The sequence below is a fragment of the Pseudomonas sp. MYb327 genome (genome assembly GCF_040438925.1).
In the GTDB taxonomy this organism is placed as follows: Bacteria; Pseudomonadota; Gammaproteobacteria; order Pseudomonadales; family Pseudomonadaceae; genus Aquipseudomonas.
This window is the reverse complement of record NZ_CP159258.1, coordinates 3,490,376-3,514,856: the sequence shown is the minus strand read 5'-3', so window position 1 is coordinate 3,514,856 and position 24,481 is coordinate 3,490,376. Positions and strand designations below refer to the sequence as shown.

The following is a 24,481-nucleotide window of genomic DNA, read 5'->3' as shown; positions in this document are numbered from 1 at the left end:
CATCCACCAGATAATGGCATCATTCACAGGTGCATATTTACCACGGTCACCCAATCGACTCGGTGACATACAACTGAAAGAGAAGCATATGAAAAAAGTTGCGCTTATTACTGGAGTAACAGGTCAAGACGGATCCTATTTGGCCGAGCTGCTTCTGGACAAAGGGTATGAGGTCCATGGCATCAAGCGTCGCGCCTCCTCTTTCAACACCGATCGAATTGACCACCTGTATCAGGATCCTCACGAGTCCGACCGTCGTCTCGTCCTCCACTATGGCGACATGACCGATTCCACCGGTCTCATCCGGGTGATCAAACAAGTCCAGCCTGACGAAATCTACAATTTGGCAGCACAATCCCACGTAGCGGTGTCCTTCGAAGAGCCTGAATACACGGCTAACTCCGATGCGCTCGGCGCGTTGCGGATTCTCGAAGCGATCCGCATCCTTGGTTTGGAAAAGAAAACTCGGTTCTATCAAGCCTCAACTTCTGAGCTTTATGGTTTGGTTCAAGAAACCCCTCAGAAAGAGACCACACCTTTTTATCCGCGGTCTCCGTATGCAGTAGCCAAACTCTACGCTTACTGGATCACCGTGAACTATCGCGAAGCGTACGGCATATATGCATGCAACGGGATTCTCTTCAACCATGAGAGCCCCGTTCGCGGTGAGACCTTTGTTACTCGTAAAATTACACGTGCATTGGCACGAATCAAGTTGGGTCTTCAAGACTGCTTATATCTGGGTAATCTCGATGCTCTTCGTGACTGGGGTCACGCGAAAGATTATGTGGAAATGCAGTGGCTGATGCTGCAGCAAGAAAATCCTGAAGATTTCGTTATCGCGACAGGGAAACAATACAGCGTTCGTGATTTTGTAAATGCTGCAGCTGCCCACGCGGAAATCGAGATCACTTGGAAAGGTACTGGTGTTGACGAAAAAGGCTACGACGCCAATGGCAAGTGCGTTGTCGCGGTGGATGAGCGTTACTTCCGACCTACCGAAGTAGAAACACTGTTGGGTGACCCGACCAAAGCGAAACAAAAACTAGGTTGGACTCCTAAAATTACCTTTGAAGAATTGGTATCAGAAATGATGAGTGAGGACCTTAAGTCCGCTCAGCGCGATGAACTCGTAAAGACTCATGGCTATTCTGTTTACGATTATCACGAGTAATATTTAGGTGGATAAAAGCGCCAAAATTTATATTGCCGGCCATTCAGGTATGGCCGGCTCGGCTATTCAGCGGCGGCTTATCGCCGCTGGATACACCAACTTGATCTATCAAACTCACGATGAGTTAGATCTTACTTGCCAAGCTGATGTGACTCATTATTTGTGCACTGAAAAGCCGGATTTTATTTTCCTGGCAGCGGGAAAAGTTGGAGGCATTAAAGCGAATAACAAGTTTCGAGCAGATTTTATCTATCAAAACCTGATGATCGAAGCCAATGTCATTCACGCCGCTTGGCAGGCGGGGGTGCAGGAATTGTTGTTCCTGGGTTCCAGTTGTATTTATCCGCGCGATTGCCCGCAACCCATTCGAGAAGAATATTTGCTGACTGGGTCACTAGAGCAAACCAATGAACCCTACGCCTTGGCGAAGATCTTGGGGGTGAAGCTGTGCGAGAGTTACAACCGTCAATACGGTACCCGCTATACCTCGGTCATGCCGACAAATTTGTATGGGCCCAATGACAATTATAATCTCGAAAGTTGCCATGTTCTTCCTGCGTTGATACGCAAGGCCCACGAGGCGAAGATAAACGGCGACAAGGAATTTGTTGTTTGGGGCTCGGGTAAACCGAGGCGTGAGTTTTTGTACGTCGATGACATGGCAGATGCTTGTGTTCACCTCATGGAAGCGCGCCCTGACGAAAACCTATACAACGTTGGCGTCGGAAGTGATATCCAGATTCAGGAGTTGGCACAAACGGTGATCGATGTCGTTGGTTTTGAGGGTGTTATCGTTAATGACATTCAGCAGCCGGATGGAACACCACGTAAAGTGCTAAATATCGATAAGCTGAAATCTCTGGGGTGGAGCGCGAAAACACCACTGCTGGAAGGTATCACTCTTACCTATAGCGATTTTCTTGCTAATGGAGGGCGACGTTAATGTCTACCCCTCTCATAACTATTGCTGTCCCGTCGTATAATCAAGGCAGGTTTCTCGACGCAGCGCTAACGTCAATTTTTGAACAAGATCTACCTGTTGAAGTGTTTGTACTTGACGGGGGATCAACTGACGAATCTGTTGATGTTATAAAAAAGTGGGAAAGTCGCCTCAGTGGTTGGAGAAGTGGCCCTGATTCTGGTCAGGCAGCTGCCATTAACGAAGGCATAGCCAAAGGCTCAGCCCCTTATGTGTGCTGGTTGAACAGTGATGACTGGTTTCTTCCTGACGGTCTGAAAAATTTGGTTCGTGCCCTGGAGAATGCGCCAGATGCTCCCGCTGTTTATGGTCGGGCCTGGAATATCATCGAAAAGAATGGAAAAAAGGCACCTATCTGGGTAGAGCCATTCAGCGAAAAGCGACTCGCCTTGCGCTGTATCATTTCTCAACCGGCTACGTTAATTAGACGCTCTGCTTGGGAGTGTATCAATGGCGTAGATGGCAGTTTACATATGGCCATGGATTATGACTTGTGGTGGCGGTTATACAAAAATGTTGCTCCGCTGCAATTTGTTGATCAGTTTGTCGCGGTCAATCGCGAACATGAAGCCACAAAAACCAAGACATTGCGTCGACGCCACTACAGTGAAGCAATGAAGGTGGTTCGTAAGTATCATGGAAAAGTACCCCTCAAGTGGTGGTTATTTCAACCATACTCCGTATGGTTTAAATCAATCTTTCCATAAATAGCGGGGCGTCATGCGGATACTTCACTTCTTCAAAACTGCGCTTCCCGAAACAATGGGGGGCGTAGAGCAGGTCATACATCAAATAGCGCGCAGTTCCAGTAACTATGGAGCTACTAGTGATGTACTTTCACTTTCAGCTAATCCTGCACCGAATGCGATTGAAATGGGTGGGTATTTGGCCTATCAGGCCAAGCTAAATTTTCAAGTTGCGTCTACCGGGTTTTCATTTTCCGCGATTTCGATGTTCAGGCGTTTGGCAAAAGATGCTGATATTATCCATTACCACTTTCCGTGGCCATTCATGGATGTGCTGCATTTCGCCTGTCAAGTAAAAAAACCGACGTTGGTTTCATATCACTCGGACATTGTGAATCAGCAAAATCTCTTAAAGCTTTATCAACCACTCCAATCTAAATTTCTGAAAAGCGTGGATCGGATAGTCGCATCGTCGCCCAATTACCTTAAGTCCAGCACAGTATTAGCCCCCTTTGCAGACAAGGTTGATATCATTCCAATTGGCCTGGATGAAAAAAGTTTTCCAGAGCCAGCAGCGGAACGTATTGAACATTGGAAAAACATCGTCGGAAAAGGTTTTTTTCTTTTTGTGGGCGTGTTGCGTTATTATAAAGGTCTACACACGTTGCTGGATGCAGCTCACCAAACAAACTTTCCGATTGTCATTGTCGGAAGCGGACCTAAAGAGTCTGAGCTTAAAGCGCAGGCCATTCGCTTAGGGCTCAGTAATGTTTTTTTTCTGGGTGCGCTTCCCGACGAAGATAAAGTTGCACTGCTTAGTTTGTCTGGTTGCGTTGTATTTCCTTCTCATCTCCGATCAGAAGCATTTGGAATCACGCTGCTTGAAGGTGCGATGTTTGGCAAGCCTCTGATCTCATGCGAAATAGGTACGGGCACTACCTATATTAATATTGCGGATGAAACAGGTTTGGTTGTCCCTCCCAATGACGCTATCGCGCTTCGAAAAGCAATGCGGCTCATTTGGGAAAATCCGATGAGGGCAAGTGAGATGGGGTTGAAGGCACAGCAACGGTTTCAGCAGCACTTCACGTCCGAGAAAATGGTTAGTGCATACGTGGACGTTTATAGAGACGTGCTTCGCTGATCTCAAAGCTTGCCCTGTAGAAGGATGACTTCAACTGATATCAGGGGGATGTTGAAACTCAAATTGCAGGAAATACAAGCACCTGTTCGTGCTCAACACTAGATGAGCACGATCCAGAGTGTTAGCAATCAGGCAATACCGCTTTTGATAACTGGTGTCGGTGGCGAGAGAAGCTTACTGATTTTTTTTCCAGCAGCCTGCGAAGGAAGCTCGATTAGCCAATGTGTCGCCCAAGCAAGGACAATCACCGCCACTGAAGAAATCGTAGCACTCCAATACATTCCAACGCCCATCGACGCAAGTATATAAATCATCCCCCACGCCAGTGGCACATGTAGCAAATACAACGGATAGCTAATTGACGCTACCCACCGTAACGGTGCAAATACCTTCCCCCGCAAACCCGCAAACAAGCCAAAAACGAAGATGATCAGCGCAACTATGGAAGAGTGAAGATTACTTCCGATGTTTTGGAAGTCAGTTGCTTTTCCGTGCAGGTGGAAGCATACGAGATATATCGTCACAGATAATGCGGAGAAAACCAGGCCGCGTGATGCTTTCTCGTCCTCATAAGCGCGATAGATAAAGGCACCGATCAGCATATAGCTGATGAAAACGAATATAGTGCTGAAGTGACGGTACACGTCCGGTTTGAAGGGGGCGGTTGCATAAGGCAGGGTATAGCCAGCAACGACCGTCAGGCAAAGGAGCGATATCAAACATAGGGCTTTATAATCCAGTCGGCCTAAAACAGTTACGCCGACCGCCATGACAACGTAGAAAATCATCTCTATTTCAAGTGTCCATAGAACAGGAACCGTAGAGAAAGCTCCATTAAAATAGTTGGCGGCTACTGATGATGTAAGAATGCTCGTAATAGTATTGGGTTGCTGTAGTCCTCTACTATTGCAATATGCGTATGTTATGGCAGCTACAAGCGTGACGCAAAAAAAGCAAACTGGAATAATCCTGAAAAGCCGTTGGATCATAAATTGTAATGGCGGAGTCCTGTCTATCGTTCTCAGGATGACAAAGCCGCTAATCAGGAAGAATAACGAAACGCCAAGTGAGCCGGGATTTAGCCCAAACTTTGATCCTATCCAGTTCCCTAGTTTCCAGTGGATGTTGTCTGTTAGTGTGGTTGGACCGAAAATCATCTCTTTTACATCTGGAACCCAGATGCTGACAGTACTTGCTTCGCTGATTCCGAGCATAAATACATGCCCCCAAAGGACTAACAAAACAGCGATTGCTCGTAAAGAGTCTAAAAAAACGATTCTTTTTCCAGTCTCACTGATGTGGCGGGTCATTTTTATTGTTCCACTGTTTTCGGCGCAAGCATCTAACCCCAAGCATAGAGCCGGGACTCTTCGTGTTGGGTATTGGTAAAAACCGGATCACCGTCCGACCTATTCATGGATTGCTCCTAGAATCGCCGGGGAGATTATCACCTAAAGTCGTTTTCCGCGATTATGGAGGGGGGGGAGTTACGCCTAATTGCTGGTCAAAACTGCCGAGCCTAGATTCGATTCAAAAAAGTTCGCGAAGACTGGAGCGCTAATCTTGAAATGTGAGTGAGTGGATCGCGGTCAGGGGCCGGCTGCACGTGGGGGCAGAGCTGTGTACGTGTCGGATCGGGCCCCGGGGTCTTGCGCTAACCACTAATGGAAGCACTAGTTCACTATCGAAGGGGTTATCTCCTTGGCATAGAGTGCAGAGCCTTCAGGGGTCAGGTGGACGATGTCATAGATCAGCGGTTTTTCATCTGGTGATGCCATTGGACAAGTGCCTTTTGGACAAATTGCCTGTATCAGTGATACGTAAGTAATCCCTTTGTGACGTGACACCGTCTCACTGATGTATGACTCAGACCTTTTCATCGCATCCATCTCAACATCTTCAGAAGAATCAAAGTTGAATATTTTGTTTTTCATTCTGTCGATAATGATTAAGGGAACTCGGCGCTTAAAGACCGGCGCTTCGCCGATAACAACAACTTTGTCCAAATGCAGTCTGTCTACCTGATCCAGAGTCTTATCGAAAGCGGCCATGAATTCAGGTGTAATTGGCCAGGCAGCGGTGATGATTAAAATATCTGGCCTGATAGCCGAGATTTTCTCAAGAAAGAGTGCATTTGCATTCTTGCAATACGGGCGAGCTGGTATGTCCATGCCTAATATGGGCGGGCATGCAGAGGCGGTCATCTGCCCTAGCGAGATGTTATGTTCATCCAGTGTTTTGCTGAGACCCATGTACAGTTGCGCTGCATGACTGTCACCCCAAAGAAGCGCATTTTTGCTGCTTCGGGAAGGTATACAGTGCTCCAGGCTTGTTTTTGTTGGGTCTTGGTCCGGATCTAAAAAGCATTCCCCTGCCTGATAATCCTTGGATGAGTTATAGGACATCGTGGCGAGCACTTTATCAATTCGACTCTGCGACGAGGAAGCAAAGCCGTGTTTATGCGAAACGTACCATCCTGCGGCCACGACTAAGCAAAGTGACATCGACGCGGCTGACAGAATTCGCGCCGGCTGCCATTGTTTCCTTGCGTAACGAAAGGTTTGCTCTACAAACTTGTAATTTGCCCATGCAAGAAGTATTGCCATGACAAAAATTATCAGGGCGGCCGTTTCTTTATTTGTTTCTGGAAAAGCGCGTTTGGCGAATACAACCAAGGGCCAATGAACCAGATACAGCGAGTACGATATTTTCCCCACGAACACCATCGGACGCGATCCCAGAAGCATCGACATCTTTCCGCCTTGCTCGCCAGCCATGATGATCAGGGCGGCGCCAAGACACGGAAGCGCCGCCGCCAAGCCTGGGAACGGGGTATTGCTGCTGTAAAAGCAGATTGGATAGATCAAGGCGGCCAGGCCAAGTAGGAAGGCAGCGGCCGAAACTGCTTTGGTTTTCCTAAAGTGCAGCGCTGGTAATGCGATCAGGCTGCCAATAAGAAGCTCAAATGCACGGAACGGTAGGAGATAGAATGACTCGAGCGGATTACTGGAAAGCAGTTTTTGCGAGAAAAACAACGAGGCCGCAAGCATGACGAAGATAGCGGCTGGTATCAGTCGTTTGGATATTTTTGATAACCCGATGAGGATTACCGGGAAAAAAATGTAGAACTGTTCCTCGATACCGAGCGACCACAGGTGCAGTAGAGGAATCTCATCAGCGGAAGGCGAAAAATAATTAAGTGTGGCGTAGAAATAGATGTTCGCCGAAAAGAGTGCTGAGGCAATTGCTGATTTCGCATAGTTTGCCAACTCGCTAGGGTACAGCAAGAAATACGCGGCAATAGACGTCGCGATTATTATGGACAGAAACGCCGGGAGAATACGGCGTGCTCGCCTGACATAGAAATTAGCGATGGAGAATGATCCATCAGCAACCTCCGAGTAGATAATTTTGGAGATGAGGTAACCGGAGATTACGAAAAATATGTCGACCCCGACAAAACCTCCAGGAAGCAAACCAACATTCAAGTGAAAGATCACCACGCTCAGAACGGCTATCGCTCGGAGTCCATCGATATCTGAACGGTACTTCATGGTATGGAAGGGTCCTGGTCTGTGCTCAATTCGCGGAGATTTTAACCGTGAATCTGATTTTTTGGGTCTGTTTTTCGCTTAGAAAATCATGTTGATGTCGCACTCTCGCGGACCAGATTTTTTGGCAAATTCATCGCCGAGATCGCGACATAGGCCCCGCCGACTGCTTGTATAAGACACCAGGGTTGGTGCTGATGCGGATATGGCTGCGTTCAGGTTTTTGTGGGGGCGACTGCATTTGGAGGTTTTTGCCGAAAGAGTGTCGCGATTCTGGATACAACAGCTCCAAATTTGCTGCAATCCAAAACCCCGACGACGCCCCCACATTGTGCGCACTGGATAAAAATCACTTTGGATTTCGTACCGTGGACGGTGGTTGTATTAGCTTCAAATTGGGTGCTCGCGCAGCTTATGCAGGTAGACACGGCCATGATTGTCTCCTTGGTGGTAACCACAGCATACAACCGGCTTGTGGGAATTACGCAGGATGAACACCCACGAATCTTCGTATTATTTCGTCGTATTGCGGAACGCTCAGGGACCCGGTTGGACTCTGCAAAGCGTGGTCGTTATGATGGGCGAAGCTTTACTTCATCAGGCCTACCTCGAGCACTTCAGGCAGATATCAGCAGAAAATCCAGACTGTTGGACTAAACGCCTCCTGTCAAAATGGATGATGCCCTGCGCACGACAGCACAACACTTTTTGGAACATCACACAGCATGAGTTACTGGTGGTTTATACCGGCTATTTTCGGCGTTTCTCTTTTTCTTACCGCAGTGCTTCGCCGCTACGCGCTGTCTCGCAGTCTGATGGATATCCCCAACGAGCGCAGTTCCCACTGCATTTCCACCCCGCGAGGTGGTGGTGTGGCGATAGTCGGTGCCTTTCTGTTGGCCCTGACGATGCATTGGATTAGTGGAAGTCTTTCATTTCCGCATTTTTTTGGCATTGCAGGCGCGGGCGCTCTCGTCGCTTTTATTGGCTTTATGGATGATCATGGTCATATTGCTGCACGCTGGCGGTTGCTTGGGCATTTCTCGGGAGCCGCCTGGGCGTTGTTCTGGCTGGGAGGTTTGCCAACGATAGTGGTGTTTGGTGTCAATCTGGAGCTTTCCTGGTTCGGGTATCTACTCGGGGTTTTCTATCTGGTGTGGCTACTCAATCTCTACAACTTCATGGACGGCATCGATGGCATTGCCAGCGTCGAAGCGATTTGTGTTTGCCTGAGTGCCTGCCTGCTTTATTGGCTGGCCGGGTTAGATAGTCTGATCGGGGGCCCTCTGTTACTTGCGGCTTCCGTGGCAGGTTTTCTTTACTGGAACTTTCCCCCCGCGAGAATTTTCATGGGCGATGCCGGTAGCGGCTTTCTGGGTATCGTGCTGGGCGGCCTTTCTCTCCAGGCAGCATGGGCGAGTACCCACATGCTTTGGGCTTGGTTGATTTTGCTAGGAGTATTCATCGTCGATGCTACGTTCACGCTGTTGCGCCGCCTGTTGAGAGGCGACAAAGTCTATGAAGCACATCGTAGCCACGCCTATCAGTTTGCTTCCCGTCGATTTGGCAAACACTTGCCCGTCACCATTGCGGTTGGTGTGATCAATATCTTCTGGTTGCTGCCGATAGCGTTGTGCGTGACGCAATTCGGTCTGGATGGCGCGCTGGGTGTCGTCTTGGCTTACTCGCCATTGATCGCGCTGGCCATAAAGTTCCGGGCCGGAGATCTCGAAGTCCCCGTGCTAAAGAACTAAGCAAATACTACTGTGTCATTAGGTTTAGAGTGATCGCCAGGCGTCTTTGAAAGTTCATCTCGATGAACAGGCCGCCACCAGGAGGGGAAAAAGGTGTTCGAAGCGTCCATGGGTAAAATCAGAGGGTACCTGGTAGGGCTCCCTCGGCGCCGGAAGAGGTTGATTCAGGTCACTACGGATGTCCTGTTGGTCTGGGTCGCTCTGTGGCTGGCATTTATTGTGCGTCTCGGACTGGAGGATATGTATAACCCCTTGAAGGCCCATCTTTGGCTCTTCATTTGCGCGCCTGTTATCGCGATTCCCTTGTTCATACGTTTCGGCATGTACCGCGCGGTCATGCGCTATTTTGGAAACGATGCACTTGTTGCCATTATTAAAGCCGTTAGCCTCTCGGCGCTTATTCTTGCGCTTGTCGTCTACTGGTACAGCAATCACGAATCAGTGGTGCCGCGCTCTATCGTCTTCAACTATTGGTGGCTTAGCCTCGTCATTGTCGGTGGCCTGCGCCTGTGTATGCGCCAGTATTTTATGGGCGACTGGTTCAACGGCACGCCACATATGCCGTTCTCCAGCCGCGATGACGGGTTGACCAAGGTCGCTATCTACGGCGCGGGTGTGGCGGGTAATCAGCTTGTTGCAGCGTTGCGGATGGGCCGGGTTATGCGTCCGGTGGCTTTCATGGATGATGATCCGAGTATTGCGGACCGTTCGATTGCCGGCCTGCAAGTCTACAAACCCAAACACATTCAACAGATGATCGATGAAACAGGTGCGCAGGAAATTCTCCTGGCTCTTCCGTCATCTACGCGGGCGCGACGCAGAGAGATTCTCACGCTTCTGGAGCGTTACCCTCTACACATTCGAAGCGTCCCGAATTTCACCGACCTTGCCAGCGGCCGGGTAAAGGTCGATGACATTCAAGAAGTGGATATCGCGGATTTGCTTGGACGTGATTCCGTGCCCGCACAACCGGACTTGCTCGAACGCTGTATCAAAGGCAAGACGGTCATGGTCACTGGCGCAGGCGGATCGATTGGTTCGGAACTGTGCCGCCAGATTTTCGCGCTTGGCCCAATTACGCTTTTGCTGTTTGACCACAGTGAATTCAATCTCTACAGCATTCTTTCGGAGCTTGAGCAGCGCGCAAGTCGAATGTCGGTGCCTGTGCGGTTGCTTCCAATTCTGGGTTCCATTCGGCATCAGGACAAACTGCTGGATGTCATGAAAACCTGGGGCGTGGACACGGTCTATCATGCGGCGGCCTATAAACACGTGCCCATGGTTGAGCACAATATCGCTGAAGGCGTGCTCAACAACGTCATCGGCACGCTCAACACTGCTCAGGCTGCGTTGCAATCGGGTGTTTCCAACTTTGTGTTGATCTCCACCGACAAGGCGGTTCGTCCAACTAATATCATGGGCAGTACCAAGCGTTTGGCAGAGTTGACGCTTCAAGCGCTCAGTCGAGAGATCGCCCCGGTGTTGTTCGGCGACAACGCCAAAGTTTCCCGAGTCAACAAGACGCGCTTCACTATGGTTCGCTTCGGCAACGTACTGGGTTCTTCCGGTTCGGTCATTCCGCTGTTTCACAGCCAGATCAAGTCCGGCGGCCCGTTGACGGTAACGCACCCGAAAATCACCCGTTATTTCATGACCATCCCCGAAGCCGCGCAGTTGGTGATTCAGGCAGGTTCCATGGGGCTGGGCGGCGATGTGTTTGTGCTCGACATGGGCGAGCCGGTGAAGATCGTTGAACTGGCAGAGAAGATGATTCATCTGTCCGGTTTGAGCATTCGTTCCGAGAAAAACCTGCAGGGTGACATTTCCATCGAATTCACCGGACTTCGACCCGGCGAGAAGCTTTACGAAGAGTTATTGATTGGCGATAACGTATCGGCAACTCAGCACCCGATGATCATGAGCGCCAGCGAGGATCACCTGCCCTGGGATGTACTCAAGGGGCGTTTATCTGAGTTGCTGGTTGCCGTCGAGCAAGATGATTACGCTCGCGTGCGTCAATTACTGCGTGACACCGTCAGTGGCTATACCCCTGACGGCGACATCGTTGACTGGATCTACCAGCAACGCCGTCTCGAACCCTGATTGTTTCACATCCTGTAACGGACACATTTTTGACAGGCTCCAGACATCGCCTAAGTTTGGGGGGCAGCTTCGGAAAAGCTGCTTTCTCAATCGATGTCATGGAGCGTCATTTATGCGTACTGGCTTTTTCAACTCCCTGGTTTTTGCCCTGCTTACTAGCGTCTCAATTGCCGCTGTTTCGGCTCCTGCGGTTAAGTCGGAGTCCAGCAATGTAACTGTGGCAGAGCACGCTTCTGTGACTGCGCCATCGGGCAAAGTTGATCTCAACGGTGCCGATGCTTCCACGCTGCAAAAAGAGTTGTCGGGAATTGGCGAAGCGAAAGCCAAAGCGATTGTTGCATATCGTGAAACCAACGGGCCGTTCGCTTCGGTGGATGAGTTGCTGGAAGTGAAGGGGATTGGCAAGGCGATCCTGGATCGCAATCGCGAGAAGCTGGAAGTGAACTAAGCTGATTATTCAACGCCAAGGGGCCGGTCATTGACCGGCCTTTTTTTATTCCGGCGAACGTCGCGCGGTAGTGCATTCCGTCGGGCTTTTAAAAATTACGGCTATCATACGCTGTTTAAATTATGCCTATAATAAATTCACGTGCAGCGTTTTGAAACTCAGTCGCATGTTTATTTCCCCGTATCTTTCAGGAGCACAGCCATGAATTCTCACAAGTCCCAAGGCACTGCCCTCGTTACCGGAGCTTCCTCCGGTATCGGGGCGATTTACGCGCAGCGTCTGGCGGCGCGGGGTTTCGATCTGTTGTTGGTTGCCCGCGATCAACAGCGGTTGGAGGAGGCGGCTAGCAAATTGCGCACTGAGCATGGCGTTCAGGTCGAAGTGCTCAAGGCGGATCTGACAAAGAAGGACGATGTGCTCAAGCTTGAGCAGCGTCTGCGCAGCGACTCAAGCATCAGCCTGTTGCTTAACAATGCCGGTGTGGCGGCAGATGGCTTGTTAGGCAATGCCGATACCGATCAGCTGGAGCAAATGATTCAGTTGAACGTCACAGCGGTCACGCGATTGGCAGCTGCTGCAGCGGCCAGTTTTGCCAAGGCAGGCCGTGGGACGATCATCAACATTGCATCGGTGGTGGCGTTGTTTCCTGAGCGTTTCAATGCAACCTACAGCGCCAGTAAGGCTTACGTATTGAGCTTGACCCAATCGATGAACGCCGAGCTCGACGGCACCGGGGTCAAGGTCCAGGCTGTTTTGCCAGGTGTAACACGTACTGAAATCTGGGAGCGATCCGGTATCGACCCTTCACAGATCCCTGCTGATATGGTCATGGAAGCGGGGGAGATGGTTGATGCATCGCTGTCGGGGCTGGATCAGGGTGAGTTGATCACCATTCCTTCGTTGCCGGATGCCGCCGACTGGGATGCCTTCGTGGCAGCGCGTCATGTCCTGGCACCCAACCTTTCGAAAAGCAAAGCCGCCGCGCGTTACAAGTAAAGCGCCAGGCATCGGAACGAGGAAGTTGCGGTATGAGTGATCGTCGAGTGGTTGTAACGGGTATGGGGCTGGTCTCTCCGCTGGGTAGCGGGGTCGAAGCTGTCTGGGCGCGGCTGTTGGCCGGGCGTTCAGGGTTGCGCAATTTGCCGGAGGAAGTGGTCGCTGATCTACCGGCCAAGGTTGGCGGAGCGGTTCCGACAATAATCGATGACTCGGAGGCTGGTTTCGATCCGGACCGGGCGACGCCGCCTAAAGAACAGAAGAAGATGGATCGCTTCATTCTGTTTGCCATGGAAGCGGCGCGCCAGGCGCTGGAGCAAGCCGGTTGGCAAGCACAAAGCGCCGAAGACCAGGAACGCACGGCAACCATTATCGGATCTGGCGTTGGTGGATTCGGGGCAATTGCCGATGCGGTGCGCACCACTGACAGTCGTGGTCCGCGGCGTTTGTCGCCGTTCACCATCCCGTCGTTCCTGGTCAACCTGGCGGCGGGGCATGTGTCGATCCAGCACGGTTTCAAAGGCCCGCTCGGTGCACCGGTGACAGCCTGTGCGGCCGGGGTTCAGGCGATTGGCGATGCGGCGCGTTTGATTCGTTCCGGCGAAGCGGACATTGCGGTGTGTGGTGGTGCAGAAGCCGCGATCGATCGGGTCAGCCTTGCCGGGTTTGCGGCGGCGCGTGCTTTGTCCAGCGGTTACAACGACACTCCGGAGCGCGCCTCGCGGCCGTTCGACCGTGATCGTGATGGCTTTGTCATGGGCGAGGGGTCGGGGCTGCTGGTAATCGAGTCACTGGAGCATGCCTTGGCCCGAGGCGCTCAGCCACTGGCGGAACTGGTCGGTTACGGCACCAGCGCAGATGCCTATCACCTCACCGCAGGGCCGGAGGATGGCAGCGGTGCTCGCCGCGCAATGTCCCTGGCATTGGCTCAGGCGGGAATCTCGCCGGAACAGGTTCAGCATCTGAATGCGCATGCGACTTCGACGCCGGTCGGTGACCTGGGGGAGCTGGCGGCGATCAAGTCGTTGTTTGGTGCGGAAAACAAGATTGCGGTGACATCGACCAAATCCGCGACCGGGCATTTGCTCGGTGCAGCTGGTGGGATCGAAGCGATCTTCACGCTGCTGGCAATCAGGGATCAAATCGTCCCGGCGACCCTCAACTTCGAAAACCCGGACCCTGCTGCCCAAGGCGTAGACATCGTTCACGGCCAGGCTCGACCGATGGCCATCGAATACGCACTGTCAAACGGCTTCGGGTTTGGTGGTGTCAATGCCAGCGTGCTGTTCAAGCGGTGGAAGGGCTAGCCCTGAGACTGGTTCAGGTGGTCGCGCGTGACGTCGAGAATCTGCCGGGCCAGTTCGGGGTTCTCGACGCTGCGTGAAAGCAACAATGCCCCGACCAGCGTCGACATGATGACGATGCTGCGGTCCACAGTGTTTTCACCTTCGAGTGCACTTTGTATTTGTTGAAGTCGCGCGTTGAGCACTTCGTCAGAGGTAGGGCTCGGCTGCCCGCGCATGCCGAGTTCCGATGACATGGTCAGCAGTGGGCAGCCTTCATGGGGCGAGGTCTGATGCCATTCAGACAAATAGGCATTGATGAACGCTTCCAGTGGGCGATCCTGAGCGAACAGCTCGGCGCAAACGCTGGCGACTTGATCGCCTGCGGCCTGCAAGGCTTTTTCGACCAGCTCATCCTTGGACTTGAAGTGCGAGTAAAAGCCACCGTGAGTCAAGCCCAGTGCTTTCATCAAAGGTTGCAGGCCGGTCGCACCGATACCGTCACGGCGAAAGCGTTCCGAAGCTTCCTTGATAATGCGTTGGTGGGTCTGGGCTTTATGGTCCTGCGAGTAACGCATCTGATATCTCCACATCAATGCGCCATATTAACCAATGAAAATTGGATGGTGACTGTACTTCTACTTCTAAAAAGCATGCAGATGCGTCGAACCTGTTTGAAACGTCTGTAAAGCCTGGTGCTGAATGGCTTGCTCATGGACAAGTCGGATTGGAAAGCAGTAACAGTTAAAAGATCACAGCCTTCGGCAGCGCCTACAGAGTCGAAATACAACAACGTAGGCGCTGCCGAAGGCTGCGATCTTTTGATCTTGTGTGACTAGCGGTCCTGCGCATCCTTGGCATCCGCTTCCGCGTTGCGCTCGGCTACGCGTCGACGTTGTTCCTCGGTCAGATCAACCTTGGTGGCAGTGTCGCGCAGCATCATCAAACCGCCAACGATGGAGCCGATCGCAACGATCAAAATCAACCAGGCATACCAGGGCATAGGGCTCTCCTTAAGGGCAGGCCGATTGGCGGATTCGCCAATCGATCGTGCATACCACTTCGAGCGATTAATTTTCGCAGTGGTTCCATTCTATGCCTGATATGACAGCAGCACCGCGACTGTTTAGAGCCCGGTCAGCATCGCATCCGCCGGCGCATCGGCACGCAACTGCGCGGTGAGCATGAAGTACACGAAACCCGCCGCCATGAAGCCGATGAAGATCAGCCCGATCAGCAGGTTGAACCACGCCATCGCGATCAGGCACACCACCGCCAACGCTAGTGCAATGAAAGGCACCAGCGGGTAGCACGGCGCGCGGAAGGTCCGCTCCAGGTTCGGTTCGGTTTTGCGCAGTTTGAACAGGCTGAGCATGCTCATGATGTACATGACGATGGCGCCGAACACCGCCATGGTGATCATCGCCGCTGTCAGCGTCATGCCGCCGAGGTTGATCAAGCCATCGCTGTAAATCGCGGCGATGCCGATCACGCCACCGGCAATGATCGCCCGGTGTGGAGTCTGGAATCGCGACAACTTGGCCAGGGACGCCGGCAGGTAACCGGCGCGTGCCAGGGCGAAAAATTGCCGCGAATAACCAAGAATGATCCCGTGGAAACTCGCCACCAGCCCGAACAGACCAATCCACACCAACATATGCAACCAGCCGGAGCTTTCGCCGACCACGGTTTTCATCGCTTGTGGCAGCGGGTCGTTGATGTTCGACAGGGTGCGCCAGTCGCCGACGCCGCCGGCAAAGAACATCACGCCCATCGCCAGCAACACCAACGTCAGGATACCGCTGATGTACGCCTTGGGAATCGTGCGTTTTGGGTCCTTGGCTTCTTCAGCCGCCATGGCGGCACCTTCGATGGCGAGGAAGAACCAGATGGCGAAAGGAATTGCAGCAAACATCCCGGCAATCGCCGGTGCGCCGAACACATCGGAACCGGCCCAGCCATTAAGGGCGAAGTTGCTGAAGCTGAAGGCGGGGGCGACCACGCCCATGAACACCAGCAATTCCGCCACGGCCAGCACGCAGACCACCAGTTCGAACGTCGCCGCGAGTTTCACGCCGAGGATGTTCAAGCCCATGAACACGATGTAGGCGCCGACCGCCGCGTGTTTCGGATCAAGGGCCGGGAATTGCACGTTGAGGTAGGCACCAATGGCCAAGGCAATGGCCGGCGGGGCGAAGACGAATTCGATCAGTGTCGCCAGTCCGGCGATCAATCCGCCTTTCTCGCCGAAGGCGCGGCGGCTGTAGGCGAAGGGACCGCCGGCATGGGGAATCGCGGTGGTCAGTTCGGTAAAACTGAAAATGAAACAGGTGTACATGGTAGCGACCATGAACGAGGTCACCAGAAACCCCAACGTCCCGGCCACGCCCCAGCCGTAACTCCAGCCGAAGTACTCCCCGGAAATCACCAGTCCGACCGCAATGCCCCACAGGTGCAGCGTGCCCAGCGTGGGTTTGAGTTGTGTGTTCATGCGTTTGCTCCCTGAACGGTTTGGAAAGCTCGGGGGAGGGCGTGTGCAGTGGGCGTGCCAGTGTTGTGATGGCAGTCGTAAAGCGTGAAATGGTGTCGTTTCGGGGATGTTCGTAGCGTGATGGCTATCTTTTAGCGCACCAGTAGAGAGCGTTGTCGCCTGCAATGCCGCCATCGCTGGCAAGCCAGCTCCCACAGGATTTGAGCCAGCCGCAGAATCTGATTCCACCGCTGAACTTGTGGGAGCCGGGCTTGGCCGCGATGAGGCCCGTCCGGAAACCGCTGTAACGCCCGCATAAACCCACTCTTTACGCTTTCTTTATGCCCCGCCACAGCCCTCGATCTCGTTCCTTTACAGCCTCCCTCCCGACAATGGCTGCACACGCGGCAAATACGCCGTAACACGGAGAACTTCCATGAGCGTTCTGGACGGGGTGTCACTGCTGTTGGCAGTGGGGCTGTTCATTTATCTGTTGGTTGCGCTGTTGCGCGCGGACCGGAACTAGGAGCGGCTATGCACAGTTATGACTATTGGCTGATCCTCGCATTTTTTGCGCTGGTATTGGTCCCGGCGCCGCTCCTTGGGCGCTTCTACTACAAGGTCATGGAAGGTCAGCGCACCTGGTTGACGCCGATCCTTGGTCCGGTGGAGCGAGGCTGTTATCGGGTGGCCGGCGTTGATCCGCAGGCTGAGCAGAGCTGGCAGAAATACACCCTGGCTTTGCTCGCCTTTAACCTCGCGGGTTTTTTGTTGTTGTTTGCGATTTTGCTCTTCCAGGACCACTTGCCCCTCAACCCGCAAAACCTGCCGGGCCAGGAGTGGACACTGGCGTTCAACACCGCCATCAGTTTCATGACCAACACCAACTGGCAGGCCTACAGCGGCGAAGCGTCGCTGAGCTACCTGAGCCAGATGGTCGGCCTCACCGTGCAGAACTTCGTCAGCGCCGCCACCGGCCTCGCTGTACTGGTTGCGCTGTGCCGTGGCATCGGTCGCAAGTCCACTCAATCCCTGGGCAACTTCTGGGTCGACATGACCCGCGCCACCCTCTACGGCCTGCTGCCGCTATGCCTGCTGCTGGCGCTGTATCTGGTGTGGCAGGGCGTGCCGCAAACCTTCGCGCAATACGTGAATGCCGTGACCCTGCAAGGCGTCGATCAGGTGATCCCGCTCGGCCCGGCCGCCAGCCAGATTGCGATCAAGCAACTGGGCACCAACGGTGGGGGCTTCTTTGGTGTCAATTCGGCGCACCCGTTCGAAAACCCGACGGCATGGAGCAATCTGTTCGAAGTGTCGTCAATCATCCTGATCCCGGTGGCACTGGTGTTCACCTTCGGCCACTACGTCAAGGACCTGCGTCAGAGCCGCGCGATCATCGCCTGCATGCTGGCGCTGTTCCTGATCGGCGGTGCTACGTCGCTATGGGCTGAATACCAACCGAACCCGACCCTGAACAACGCCGCCGTCGAACAGACTGCACCGCTGGAAGGCAAGGAAGCACGCTTCGGCACCACGGCCACGGTGTTGTGGTCGGTGACCACCACGGCGGCGTCCAACGGCTCGGTCAACGGCATGCATGACAGCCTCAACCCGCTGAGCGGCATGGTCGCGCTGGTCAACATGATGGTCGGCGAAGTGATTTTCGGCGGCGTCGGTGCCGGGCTCTACGGGATGTTGCTCAACGTGTTGATCGCCGTATTCCTCGCCGGCCTGATGATCGGCCGCACCCCGGAATACCTCGGCAAAAAACTACAGGCCAGGGAAGTGCAATTGCTGGTGGTGACGTTGCTGGTGATGCCGGTGGGTGTGCTGGTGCTCGGCGCGATTGCCGCGAGCCTGCCAGGTCCGGTGGCCTCGGTGAGCAACCCCGGCGCCCACGGATTCAGTCAGTTGCTTTACGCCTACACCTCGGCCGGTGCCAACAACGGTTCCGCGTTCGGTGGATTCGGCGCCAATACGCCGTTTCACAACCTGATGCTGGGCCTGGGCATGTTGATCGGTCGCTTCGGCTACATCCTCCCGGTACTGGCCCTGGCCGGCAGCCTGGCGATGAAGAAAACCGCACCGATCGGCCAGAACAGCTTCCCGACCCACGGCCCGCTGTTCGTGACCTTGCTGACCGTGACCATTTTGCTGGTGGGCGGTTTGACCTTCCTGCCGACGCTGGCGCTGGGTCCGATTGCTGAACATCTGAGTTTGGGCTTCTAAGGAGCTGATGATGAATATGCCCGCAACTAAAGCCGCCGTCGTCAAGGCGCCGGAACAACCGAAAACCGCAATTTCGGCCCTGTGGCGCCCGGCGTTGGTGCAAGCCTTCGTCAAGCTCGACCCACGGCAATTGCAACGTGCGCCGGTGATGCTGGTGGTCGAGCTGACCGCAATCCTGACCACCGTGCTGTGCTTCATTCCCGACACGACGGTGCCAACCTTCGTTGCCGCGCAAATCGCCCTGTGGCTGTGGTTCACCGTGCTGTTCGCCAACTTCGCCGAAGCACTGGCCGAAGGTCGCGGCAAGGCCCGCGCCGACAGCCTCAAGGCCGGCAGCGAAGGTTTGAGTGCCCGGCGCAAAACCAGCAACGGTACTTTTCAAGTCGTACCGGCCACCAGCCTGCGCAAGGGCGATGTGGTGCGCGTCGAAGCGGGGGAGATGATTCCTGGCGACGGCGAGGTGATCGAAGGCATCGCGGCAGTCAACGAAGCGGCGATTACCGGTGAGTCCGCACCGGTGATCCGCGAATCCGGCGGCGACCGCTCGGCCGTCACCGGCAACACGCGACTGGTGTCCGACTGGCTGCTGGTGAAGATCACCGCCAACCCTGGTGAATCAACCCTCGATCGCATGATCGCTCTGGTCGAAGGCGCCAAGCGCCAGAAAACCCCGAACGAAGTGGCGCTCGACATCCTGTTGATCGGCCTGACTTTGATCTTCCTGCTGGTGGTCGTGACCCTGCAACCGTTCGCCCACTTCGCCAACGGCAGCCTGCCGCTGGTGTTCCTGGTGGCGTTATTGGTCACGCTGATCCCGACCACCATCGGTGGCCTGTTGTCGGCCATCGGTATCGCCGGGATGGATCGTCTGGTGCGCTTGAACGTGATCGCCAAGTCCGGTCGCGCCGTGGAAGCGGCGGGGGACGTGCACGTCCTGTTGCTCGACAAGACCGGCACCATCACTTTCGGTAACCGCCGTTGCACCGCGGTGTATGCCGCGCCAGGTGTGAGCAGCAAGGAATTGGCGGAAGGCGCGCTGTTCGCCTCCCTGGCCGACGAAACCGCTGAAGGCAAGTCCATCGTTGAGTTCCTGCGCGGTATTCATCCTCAGTCCGAGCCGTCCGCTGAACTGCTGACAGCCGTACCGTTCAGCGCCGAAACCCGGCTGTCCGGAGTCGACTACCAGGGCCGCGTGTATCGCAAGGGTGCAGTGGATTCGTTGCTGGCTTTCGTTGGCCTCGAACGGGCTGATCTGGCTGCGGCGCTGTCCCGTGAAATCGACAAGATCGCCCAGAGCGGCGGCACTCCGTTGCTGGTCTGTGCCGACGGCAAACTGCTCGGTGCGATTCACCTCAAGGACGTGGTCAAGCCCGGCATCCGCGAGCGTTTCGCCGAACTGCGCAAACTGGGGATTCGCACGGTCATGGTCACCGGCGACAACCCGCTGACCGCAGCGGCGATCGCCGCCGAGGCGGGGGTGGACGACGTGCTGGCCGAAGCCACGCCGGAGAAAAAACTGGCGCGCATTCGTCACGAGCAGAACGACGGTCGCCTGGTCGCCATGTGCGGCGACGGTGCCAACGACGCCCCGGCCCTGGCCCAGGCTGACGTCGGCATGGCGATGAACGACGGCACGCAAGCCGCTCGCGAAGCGGCAAACATGGTCGACCTCGACAGCGACCCGACCAAATTGCTGGACGTGGTGCAGATCGGCAAGGAATTGCTGGTGACCCGTGGCGCGCTGACCACGTTTTCCATCGCCAACGACGTTGCCAAGTACTTCGCGATTCTGCCGGCGCTGTTTGCCGCGATCTATCCGCAGTTGGGTGTGCTGAACGTCATGCACCTGAGCAGTCCGCAGAGCGCGATTCTCTCGGCCATCGTGTTCAACGCCTTGATCATCGTGGTGTTGATTCCATTGGCATTGCGCGGTGTGCGGGTGCAAGCGGCGAGTGCGGCGGCGTTGTTGCGACGCAACCTGTTGATCTATGGGGTGGGCGGGATTTTGGTGCCGTTCGTGGGTATCAAGGCGATCGACATGCTGTTGACGGCATTGCATCTGGTTTGATCCTGGCGAGCTTCGCACTCGATCGCCAGCAAGCCGGCTCCTACAAGGTTTGAGGTGTACGCGAATCCCGCGAACGACACCGCCCCGTAGGAGCAAGCTTGCTCGCGATGAATGCACCACGGTCTACCTGACCGAATGCAGTTTTTTACCGAATTCGAGGATGATGAAATGTCCACAATGATACGTCCGGCCTTGAGCCTGTTGTTCCTGATGACCCTGATCACCGGCGTGGCCTACCCCTTGGTGGTCACCGGCGTGGCTCAAATTGCGTTCCCCGATCAAGCGAATGGCAGCCTGGTCCACGATGCCGAAGGCAAGGTCCGTGGCTCGTCGCTGATTGCCCAGGATTTCGTCGGTGATGCCTGGTTCCATCCACGGCCATCGGCCGGTGCATTTGCCACGGTGTCGAGCGGGGCGAGCAACCTGTCACCGAGCAACCCGGCGCTGGCAACTCGGGTGATCGACGACGCCAACAAACTGCTGGTGCCCGGTCAGGGGCCGGTGCCATTGGCATTGATCACCACCTCCGGCAGCGGCCTCGATCCACACTTGCCACCGGCCGCGATTGCCTATCAACTGGCGCGTGTTGCGGCGGCGCGTAATGTGCCGGTGGCGACGCTACAGAACCTGTTGGATGCACACGTTGAGCAGCCGCTGGTGGGGCCGCCGGTGGTGAATGTGCTTGAGTTGAATCTGGCACTCGAAAAGCTGTAGATCGGTGGCGATCCCAATCGCGAGCAGGCTCGCTCCCACAGTTGAAATGCATTTCCCGGTGGGAGCGAGCCTGCTCGCGATGGCGCCATGACATTCACTCCATCAACATCTGAAAACAGAGATTCCCAAGCATGAGCAATTCCGGCCGCGCCGACGCGCTATTAGCAGACCTGCCCCGCGATGGCCGTGGCCGGCTCAAGGTTTTCCTCGGCGCCGCCCCCGGTGTCGGCAAGACCTACGCCATGCTGCAAGCGGCACACACCCAACTGCGCCAAGGCGCGAAAGTCATCGCCGGTGTCGTCGAGACCCACGGTCGGGCCGAAACCGAAGCCCTGCTCGGCGGCTTGCCGCAGCAACCGTTGGTGCGTTCGGAATACCGTGGCGTGATGCTCGAAGAAATGGACCTCGACGGCTTGCTCGCCGCCAAACCGAAACTGGTGCTGGTAGACGAGCTGGCCCACAGCAACGCCCCCGGCAGTCGCCACGCCAAACGCTGGCAAGATATTCAGGAACTGCTCGCCGCCGGCATTGACGTGTTCACTACCGTCAACGTCCAGCACCTGGAAAGCCTCAACGATCAAGTGCGCGGCATCACTGGCGTGCAAGTGCGCGAAACCCTGCCGGACTGGGTGTTGCAGGAAGCCTACGAACTGCTGCTGATCGACCTGCCACCGCGCGAACTGCTCGAGCGTCTACGCGACGGCAAAGTCTATGTGCCAGAGCAGGCGCGGGCGGCGATCGATGCGTTTTTCACCCAGACCAACCTCACCGCACTGCGGGAACTGGCGATGCAAACCGCCGCAGCCCAGGTCGATAACGATCTGGCCCAGGGTTATCGTCAACTCGGTCAGGCCGCGCCAGCGGTTCGCGGTCGGTTACTGGTGGGTGTCGATGGCGATGCCCAGGCTGAGCGTCTGGTGCGGCACGCCAGCCGCGTCGCCCAGCGTCGGCACCTGCCGTGGAGCCTGGTGCACGTCGATAACGGCAGTGTGGGCGACGAGCAGTCGCGACTGCGTCTGCAAAGCGCCCAGCAACTGGCCGAACGCCTGGGCGGGGAAGTGGTGCTGCTGCGGGCCGGCGAGGTGGCGAAAACCTTGATCCAGCACGCAGCCGAACGACGCGCCACCCTGGTGTTGGTCGGCCAGTCGCGGCAACGGTTGCGCCGCCGCCTGTTCGGCGGCGGCCTGGCGTCACGTTTGTTAAGGGATGCGCGCGGGCTGGAAATCAACGTCCTCGACAGTGACCACGAGCAGCATCAGCCGCGCCAACGCCCGGCACATTCACTGGTGTGGTTCGACTACGCGCTCGCGGTGGTCGCAACAATTTTGGCCAGTGTTTTGGCCAAGGCGGTGGGAAGTGTATTGCCGCTACCGAATATCTCGCTGGTGTTCCTCGCCGCCGTGCTTCTGGTGGCGGTACGCAGCAGCATCGGCCCGGCGCTGGCCTGTGCCGCGCTGTCTTTCCTGACTTACGATTTTTTGTTCATTCCGCCGAATTTCTCCTTCAGCATCCAGCGTGAAGAAGACGTGCTGACGTTGTTGTTCTTCCTGTTGATGGCCACCCTCACCGGCAACCTCGCGGCACGTCAGCGCCGGCAATTGCAGGCGCTGCGCGACACCCAGGAAGAAACCACTGAACTGCTCGACCTGTCGCGCAAACTTACCGCCGCCACTGACCGTCAGGCGGTGATCAGCGCTGCTGCCCAGCACCTCGAAGGCTGGAACGATCTGCAACTGTGCCTGCTCAACCGCGATGGACAGGGCGGTTGGAAAGTAGAAACCGGTGGCCCGCTGGAGTTTACCGAAGCCGAACGTGCCGCCGCCGCTTGGGCCTGGCAACACGATCAACCGGCAGGCGCCGGCACCGGTACGCTGCCGTTCGGGCGCTGGTGGTGGTGGCCGTTGTCGGTGGAGGACGGGCCGCTGGCGTTGCTCGGTGTGTGTGCCAAGGAAGGCCAGACCTTGAGTGGTCAGCGTCGACGTTTGTTGACTGCGTTGAGCCAACCGCTGGCCCAAGCCCTGGCCCGGGCGCAACTGGCGGATGACCTGGAAGCAGCACGCCTGCACGGCGAAACCGAACAACTGCGCAGCGCCTTGCTGGCCTCGGTGTCCCACGATTTGCGCACACCGCTGACCTCGATGCGTGGCAGCATCGACAGTCTGCTGGCGCTCGGCGAAGCGATCCCGTTGGAGGATCGTCGCGAACTGCTCGAAGGCACCCGCGATGAAGCCGAGCGCCTCGACCGTTACATTCAAAACCTGCTGGACATGACTCGCCTCGGTCACGGCGCACTCAAGCTGTCACGGGACTGGGTATCGCCGGCCGACATCGTCGGTAGCGCGCTCAATCGCCTGCGCGCGGTGCTGTCATCGTTGCAAGTCAGCACTGAAGTACCGGCTGAGTTGCCGCTGCTTTACGTTCACGCGGCACTGATCGAACAGGCGCTGATCAACGTGCTGGAAAACGCCGCGCGTTTCTCGCCACCCCACGGGCGTCTACAGTTGCGCGCTGGTGCCGATGACAAAGAACTGTTTTTTTCGGTGAGTGACGAAGGGCCGGGAATTCCTGAAACGGAGCGGGCGAAGATTTTCGACATGTTCTACACCGCCGCCCGAGGCGATCGTGGCGGGCAGGGCACCGGCCTGGGGCTGGCGATCTGTCAGGGCATGGTGGGCGCCCATGGCGGGCGGATCAGCGTTGCCGACGGCATCGAGGGGCGCGGCACCCGTATCACCTTGCACCTACCGTTGCACGAACAGCCTGCCTTTGAAAATTAAGGTTCTCCATACATCCCATGTAGGAGCCGGCTTGCTGGCGATGGCCGTTAACGATGACGCGTAGGGTCTGGATAAACGCGGCGCATCCATCGCCAGCAAGCCGGC

General features: G+C 55.5%; 19 protein-coding genes. 14 read left to right on the top strand and 5 right to left on the bottom strand.

The genetic code is table 11. The annotated features are described in order from the left end of the window. Positions 1-88: 88 nt before the first annotated feature. The 4 genes from gmd to ABVN21_RS15765 are packed head-to-tail and all read left to right on the top strand — an operon-like array spanning position 89 to position 3,983. Positions 89-1,174, top strand: coding sequence for a GDP-mannose 4,6-dehydratase (gmd, locus tag ABVN21_RS15780; RefSeq protein WP_339552721.1), 1,086 nt, complete (start codon positions 89-91; stop codon positions 1,172-1,174). Between the two features lie 7 nt (positions 1,175-1,181). Continuing rightward, entirely contained in the window at positions 1,182-2,117 is a 936-nt protein-coding gene (locus tag ABVN21_RS15775; protein WP_339552722.1) for a GDP-L-fucose synthase, read from the top strand. Then, positions 2,117-2,860, top strand: a complete 744-nt coding sequence (locus ABVN21_RS15770; protein ID WP_339552723.1) for a glycosyltransferase family 2 protein — start codon at positions 2,117-2,119, stop codon at positions 2,858-2,860. The genes ABVN21_RS15775 and ABVN21_RS15770 overlap by 1 nt, the downstream gene beginning before the upstream one ends. Positions 2,861-2,873: 13 nt before the next feature. Continuing rightward, positions 2,874-3,983: a glycosyltransferase family 4 protein gene (locus tag ABVN21_RS15765; protein ID WP_339552724.1), complete on the top strand. Its 1,110-nt coding sequence runs from the start codon at positions 2,874-2,876 to the stop codon at positions 3,981-3,983. Between the two features lie 128 nt (positions 3,984-4,111). Here the strand turns inward: ABVN21_RS15765 and ABVN21_RS15760 are convergent, their stop codons facing one another. Together ABVN21_RS15760 and ABVN21_RS15755 are read right to left on the bottom strand one after the other, a co-directional pair. Continuing rightward, a complete protein-coding gene (locus ABVN21_RS15760; RefSeq protein ID WP_339552725.1) occupies positions 4,112-5,293 on the bottom strand; it encodes an acyltransferase in 1,182 nt (393 codons plus the stop codon). Between the two features lie 363 nt (positions 5,294-5,656). Further along, the gene (locus ABVN21_RS15755) at positions 5,657-7,537 is read right to left on the bottom strand and encodes an acyltransferase family protein (protein ID WP_339552726.1); all 1,881 of its coding nucleotides are present in this window, start codon (positions 7,535-7,537) and stop codon (positions 5,657-5,659) included. A gap of 722 nt (positions 7,538-8,259) precedes the next feature. Here ABVN21_RS15755 and ABVN21_RS15750 point away from each other — a divergent pair. The 5 genes from ABVN21_RS15750 (at position 8,260) to fabF (ending at position 14,142) form a co-directional block, all read left to right on the top strand. Continuing rightward, complete coding sequence (locus ABVN21_RS15750; protein ID WP_339552727.1) at positions 8,260-9,288, top strand: glycosyltransferase family 4 protein; 1,029 nt, start codon at positions 8,260-8,262, stop codon at positions 9,286-9,288. 108 nt (positions 9,289-9,396) lie between these two features. Further along, the gene (locus ABVN21_RS15745; RefSeq protein WP_339552910.1) at positions 9,397-11,391 is read left to right on the top strand and encodes a nucleoside-diphosphate sugar epimerase/dehydratase; all 1,995 of its coding nucleotides are present in this window, start codon (positions 9,397-9,399) and stop codon (positions 11,389-11,391) included. 112 nt (positions 11,392-11,503) lie between these two features. Next, positions 11,504-11,839 carry a helix-hairpin-helix domain-containing protein gene (locus ABVN21_RS15740; RefSeq protein ID WP_339552728.1) on the top strand — a complete coding sequence of 112 codons (336 nt, stop codon included), beginning with the start codon at positions 11,504-11,506 and terminating at the stop codon, positions 11,837-11,839. Positions 11,840-12,040: 201 nt separating this feature from the next. Beyond that, positions 12,041-12,835 carry an SDR family oxidoreductase gene (locus ABVN21_RS15735; protein ID WP_339552729.1) on the top strand — a complete coding sequence of 265 codons (795 nt, stop codon included), beginning with the start codon at positions 12,041-12,043 and terminating at the stop codon, positions 12,833-12,835. 32 nt (positions 12,836-12,867) lie between these two features. Continuing rightward, positions 12,868-14,142, top strand: coding sequence for a beta-ketoacyl-ACP synthase II (gene fabF, locus ABVN21_RS15730; protein ID WP_339552730.1), 1,275 nt, complete (start codon positions 12,868-12,870; stop codon positions 14,140-14,142). Here the strand turns inward: fabF and ABVN21_RS15725 are convergent. The 3 genes from ABVN21_RS15725 to eat all read right to left on the bottom strand — a co-directional run bounded on the left by ABVN21_RS15725 (position 14,139) and on the right by eat (position 16,609). Next, positions 14,139-14,696: a TetR/AcrR family transcriptional regulator gene (locus ABVN21_RS15725; protein WP_339552731.1), complete on the bottom strand. Its 558-nt coding sequence runs from the start codon at positions 14,694-14,696 to the stop codon at positions 14,139-14,141. The genes fabF and ABVN21_RS15725 overlap by 4 nt on opposite strands. A 257-nt stretch (positions 14,697-14,953) precedes the next feature. After that, on the bottom strand, positions 14,954-15,121 hold the full coding sequence (locus ABVN21_RS15720; protein WP_080758146.1) for a DUF2897 family protein: 168 nt from the start codon (positions 15,119-15,121) through the stop codon (positions 14,954-14,956). Positions 15,122-15,244: 123 nt separating this feature from the next. Continuing rightward, positions 15,245-16,609: an ethanolamine permease gene (gene eat, locus ABVN21_RS15715; protein WP_339552732.1), complete on the bottom strand. Its 1,365-nt coding sequence runs from the start codon at positions 16,607-16,609 to the stop codon at positions 15,245-15,247. Between the two features lie 415 nt (positions 16,610-17,024). Here eat and kdpF point away from each other — a divergent pair, with 415 nt between their 5' ends. The 5 genes from kdpF (at position 17,025) to ABVN21_RS15690 (ending at position 24,376) form a co-directional block, all read left to right on the top strand. Continuing rightward, complete coding sequence (gene kdpF / locus ABVN21_RS15710) at positions 17,025-17,114, top strand: K(+)-transporting ATPase subunit F (RefSeq protein ID WP_007899818.1); 90 nt, start codon at positions 17,025-17,027, stop codon at positions 17,112-17,114. Between the two features lie 8 nt (positions 17,115-17,122). Further along, positions 17,123-18,817, top strand: a complete 1,695-nt coding sequence (kdpA, locus tag ABVN21_RS15705) for a potassium-transporting ATPase subunit KdpA (protein ID WP_339552733.1) — start codon at positions 17,123-17,125, stop codon at positions 18,815-18,817. Between the two features lie 10 nt (positions 18,818-18,827). Continuing rightward, positions 18,828-20,885 carry a potassium-transporting ATPase subunit KdpB gene (kdpB, locus tag ABVN21_RS15700; RefSeq protein WP_339552734.1) on the top strand — a complete coding sequence of 686 codons (2,058 nt, stop codon included), beginning with the start codon at positions 18,828-18,830 and terminating at the stop codon, positions 20,883-20,885. 168 nt (positions 20,886-21,053) lie between these two features. Beyond that, positions 21,054-21,599 carry a potassium-transporting ATPase subunit KdpC gene (gene kdpC, locus ABVN21_RS15695; RefSeq protein ID WP_339552735.1) on the top strand — a complete coding sequence of 182 codons (546 nt, stop codon included), beginning with the start codon at positions 21,054-21,056 and terminating at the stop codon, positions 21,597-21,599. A gap of 131 nt (positions 21,600-21,730) precedes the next feature. Then, positions 21,731-24,376 (top strand): sensor histidine kinase KdpD, encoded by a 2,646-nt coding sequence (locus ABVN21_RS15690; protein WP_339552736.1) that lies wholly within the window; start codon positions 21,731-21,733, stop codon positions 24,374-24,376. The last annotated feature ends 105 nt before the right edge of the window (positions 24,377-24,481 follow it).

What these genes read in the sequence shown, in the direction of transcription:
- ABVN21_RS15725 (WP_339552731.1), bottom strand. Translation starts at nt 14,696, where the DNA reads ATGCGTTACTCGCAGGACCATAAAGCCCAGACCCACCAACGCATTATC.
- ABVN21_RS15755 (WP_339552726.1), bottom strand. Translation starts at nt 7,537, where the DNA reads ATGAAGTACCGTTCAGATATCGATGGACTCCGAGCGATAGCCGTTCTG.
- gmd (WP_339552721.1), top strand. Translation starts at nt 89, where the DNA reads ATGAAAAAAGTTGCGCTTATTACTGGAGTAACAGGTCAAGACGGATCC.
- kdpC (WP_339552735.1), top strand. Translation starts at nt 21,054, where the DNA reads ATGTCCACAATGATACGTCCGGCCTTGAGCCTGTTGTTCCTGATGACC.
- ABVN21_RS15735 (WP_339552729.1), top strand. Translation starts at nt 12,041, where the DNA reads ATGAATTCTCACAAGTCCCAAGGCACTGCCCTCGTTACCGGAGCTTCC.
- ABVN21_RS15720 (WP_080758146.1), bottom strand. Translation starts at nt 15,121, where the DNA reads ATGCCCTGGTATGCCTGGTTGATTTTGATCGTTGCGATCGGCTCCATC.
- ABVN21_RS15765 (WP_339552724.1), top strand. Translation starts at nt 2,874, where the DNA reads ATGCGGATACTTCACTTCTTCAAAACTGCGCTTCCCGAAACAATGGGG.
- ABVN21_RS15760 (WP_339552725.1), bottom strand. Translation starts at nt 5,293, where the DNA reads ATGACCCGCCACATCAGTGAGACTGGAAAAAGAATCGTTTTTTTAGAC.
- ABVN21_RS15745 (WP_339552910.1), top strand. Translation starts at nt 9,397, where the DNA reads ATGGGTAAAATCAGAGGGTACCTGGTAGGGCTCCCTCGGCGCCGGAAG.
- ABVN21_RS15740 (WP_339552728.1), top strand. Translation starts at nt 11,504, where the DNA reads ATGCGTACTGGCTTTTTCAACTCCCTGGTTTTTGCCCTGCTTACTAGC.
- kdpF (WP_007899818.1), top strand. Translation starts at nt 17,025, where the DNA reads ATGAGCGTTCTGGACGGGGTGTCACTGCTGTTGGCAGTGGGGCTGTTC.
- kdpB (WP_339552734.1), top strand. Translation starts at nt 18,828, where the DNA reads ATGAATATGCCCGCAACTAAAGCCGCCGTCGTCAAGGCGCCGGAACAA.
- fabF (WP_339552730.1), top strand. Translation starts at nt 12,868, where the DNA reads ATGAGTGATCGTCGAGTGGTTGTAACGGGTATGGGGCTGGTCTCTCCG.
- ABVN21_RS15750 (WP_339552727.1), top strand. Translation starts at nt 8,260, where the DNA reads ATGAGTTACTGGTGGTTTATACCGGCTATTTTCGGCGTTTCTCTTTTT.
- eat (WP_339552732.1), bottom strand. Translation starts at nt 16,609, where the DNA reads ATGAACACACAACTCAAACCCACGCTGGGCACGCTGCACCTGTGGGGC.
- kdpA (WP_339552733.1), top strand. Translation starts at nt 17,123, where the DNA reads ATGCACAGTTATGACTATTGGCTGATCCTCGCATTTTTTGCGCTGGTA.
- ABVN21_RS15770 (WP_339552723.1), top strand. Translation starts at nt 2,117, where the DNA reads ATGTCTACCCCTCTCATAACTATTGCTGTCCCGTCGTATAATCAAGGC.
- ABVN21_RS15690 (WP_339552736.1), top strand. Translation starts at nt 21,731, where the DNA reads ATGAGCAATTCCGGCCGCGCCGACGCGCTATTAGCAGACCTGCCCCGC.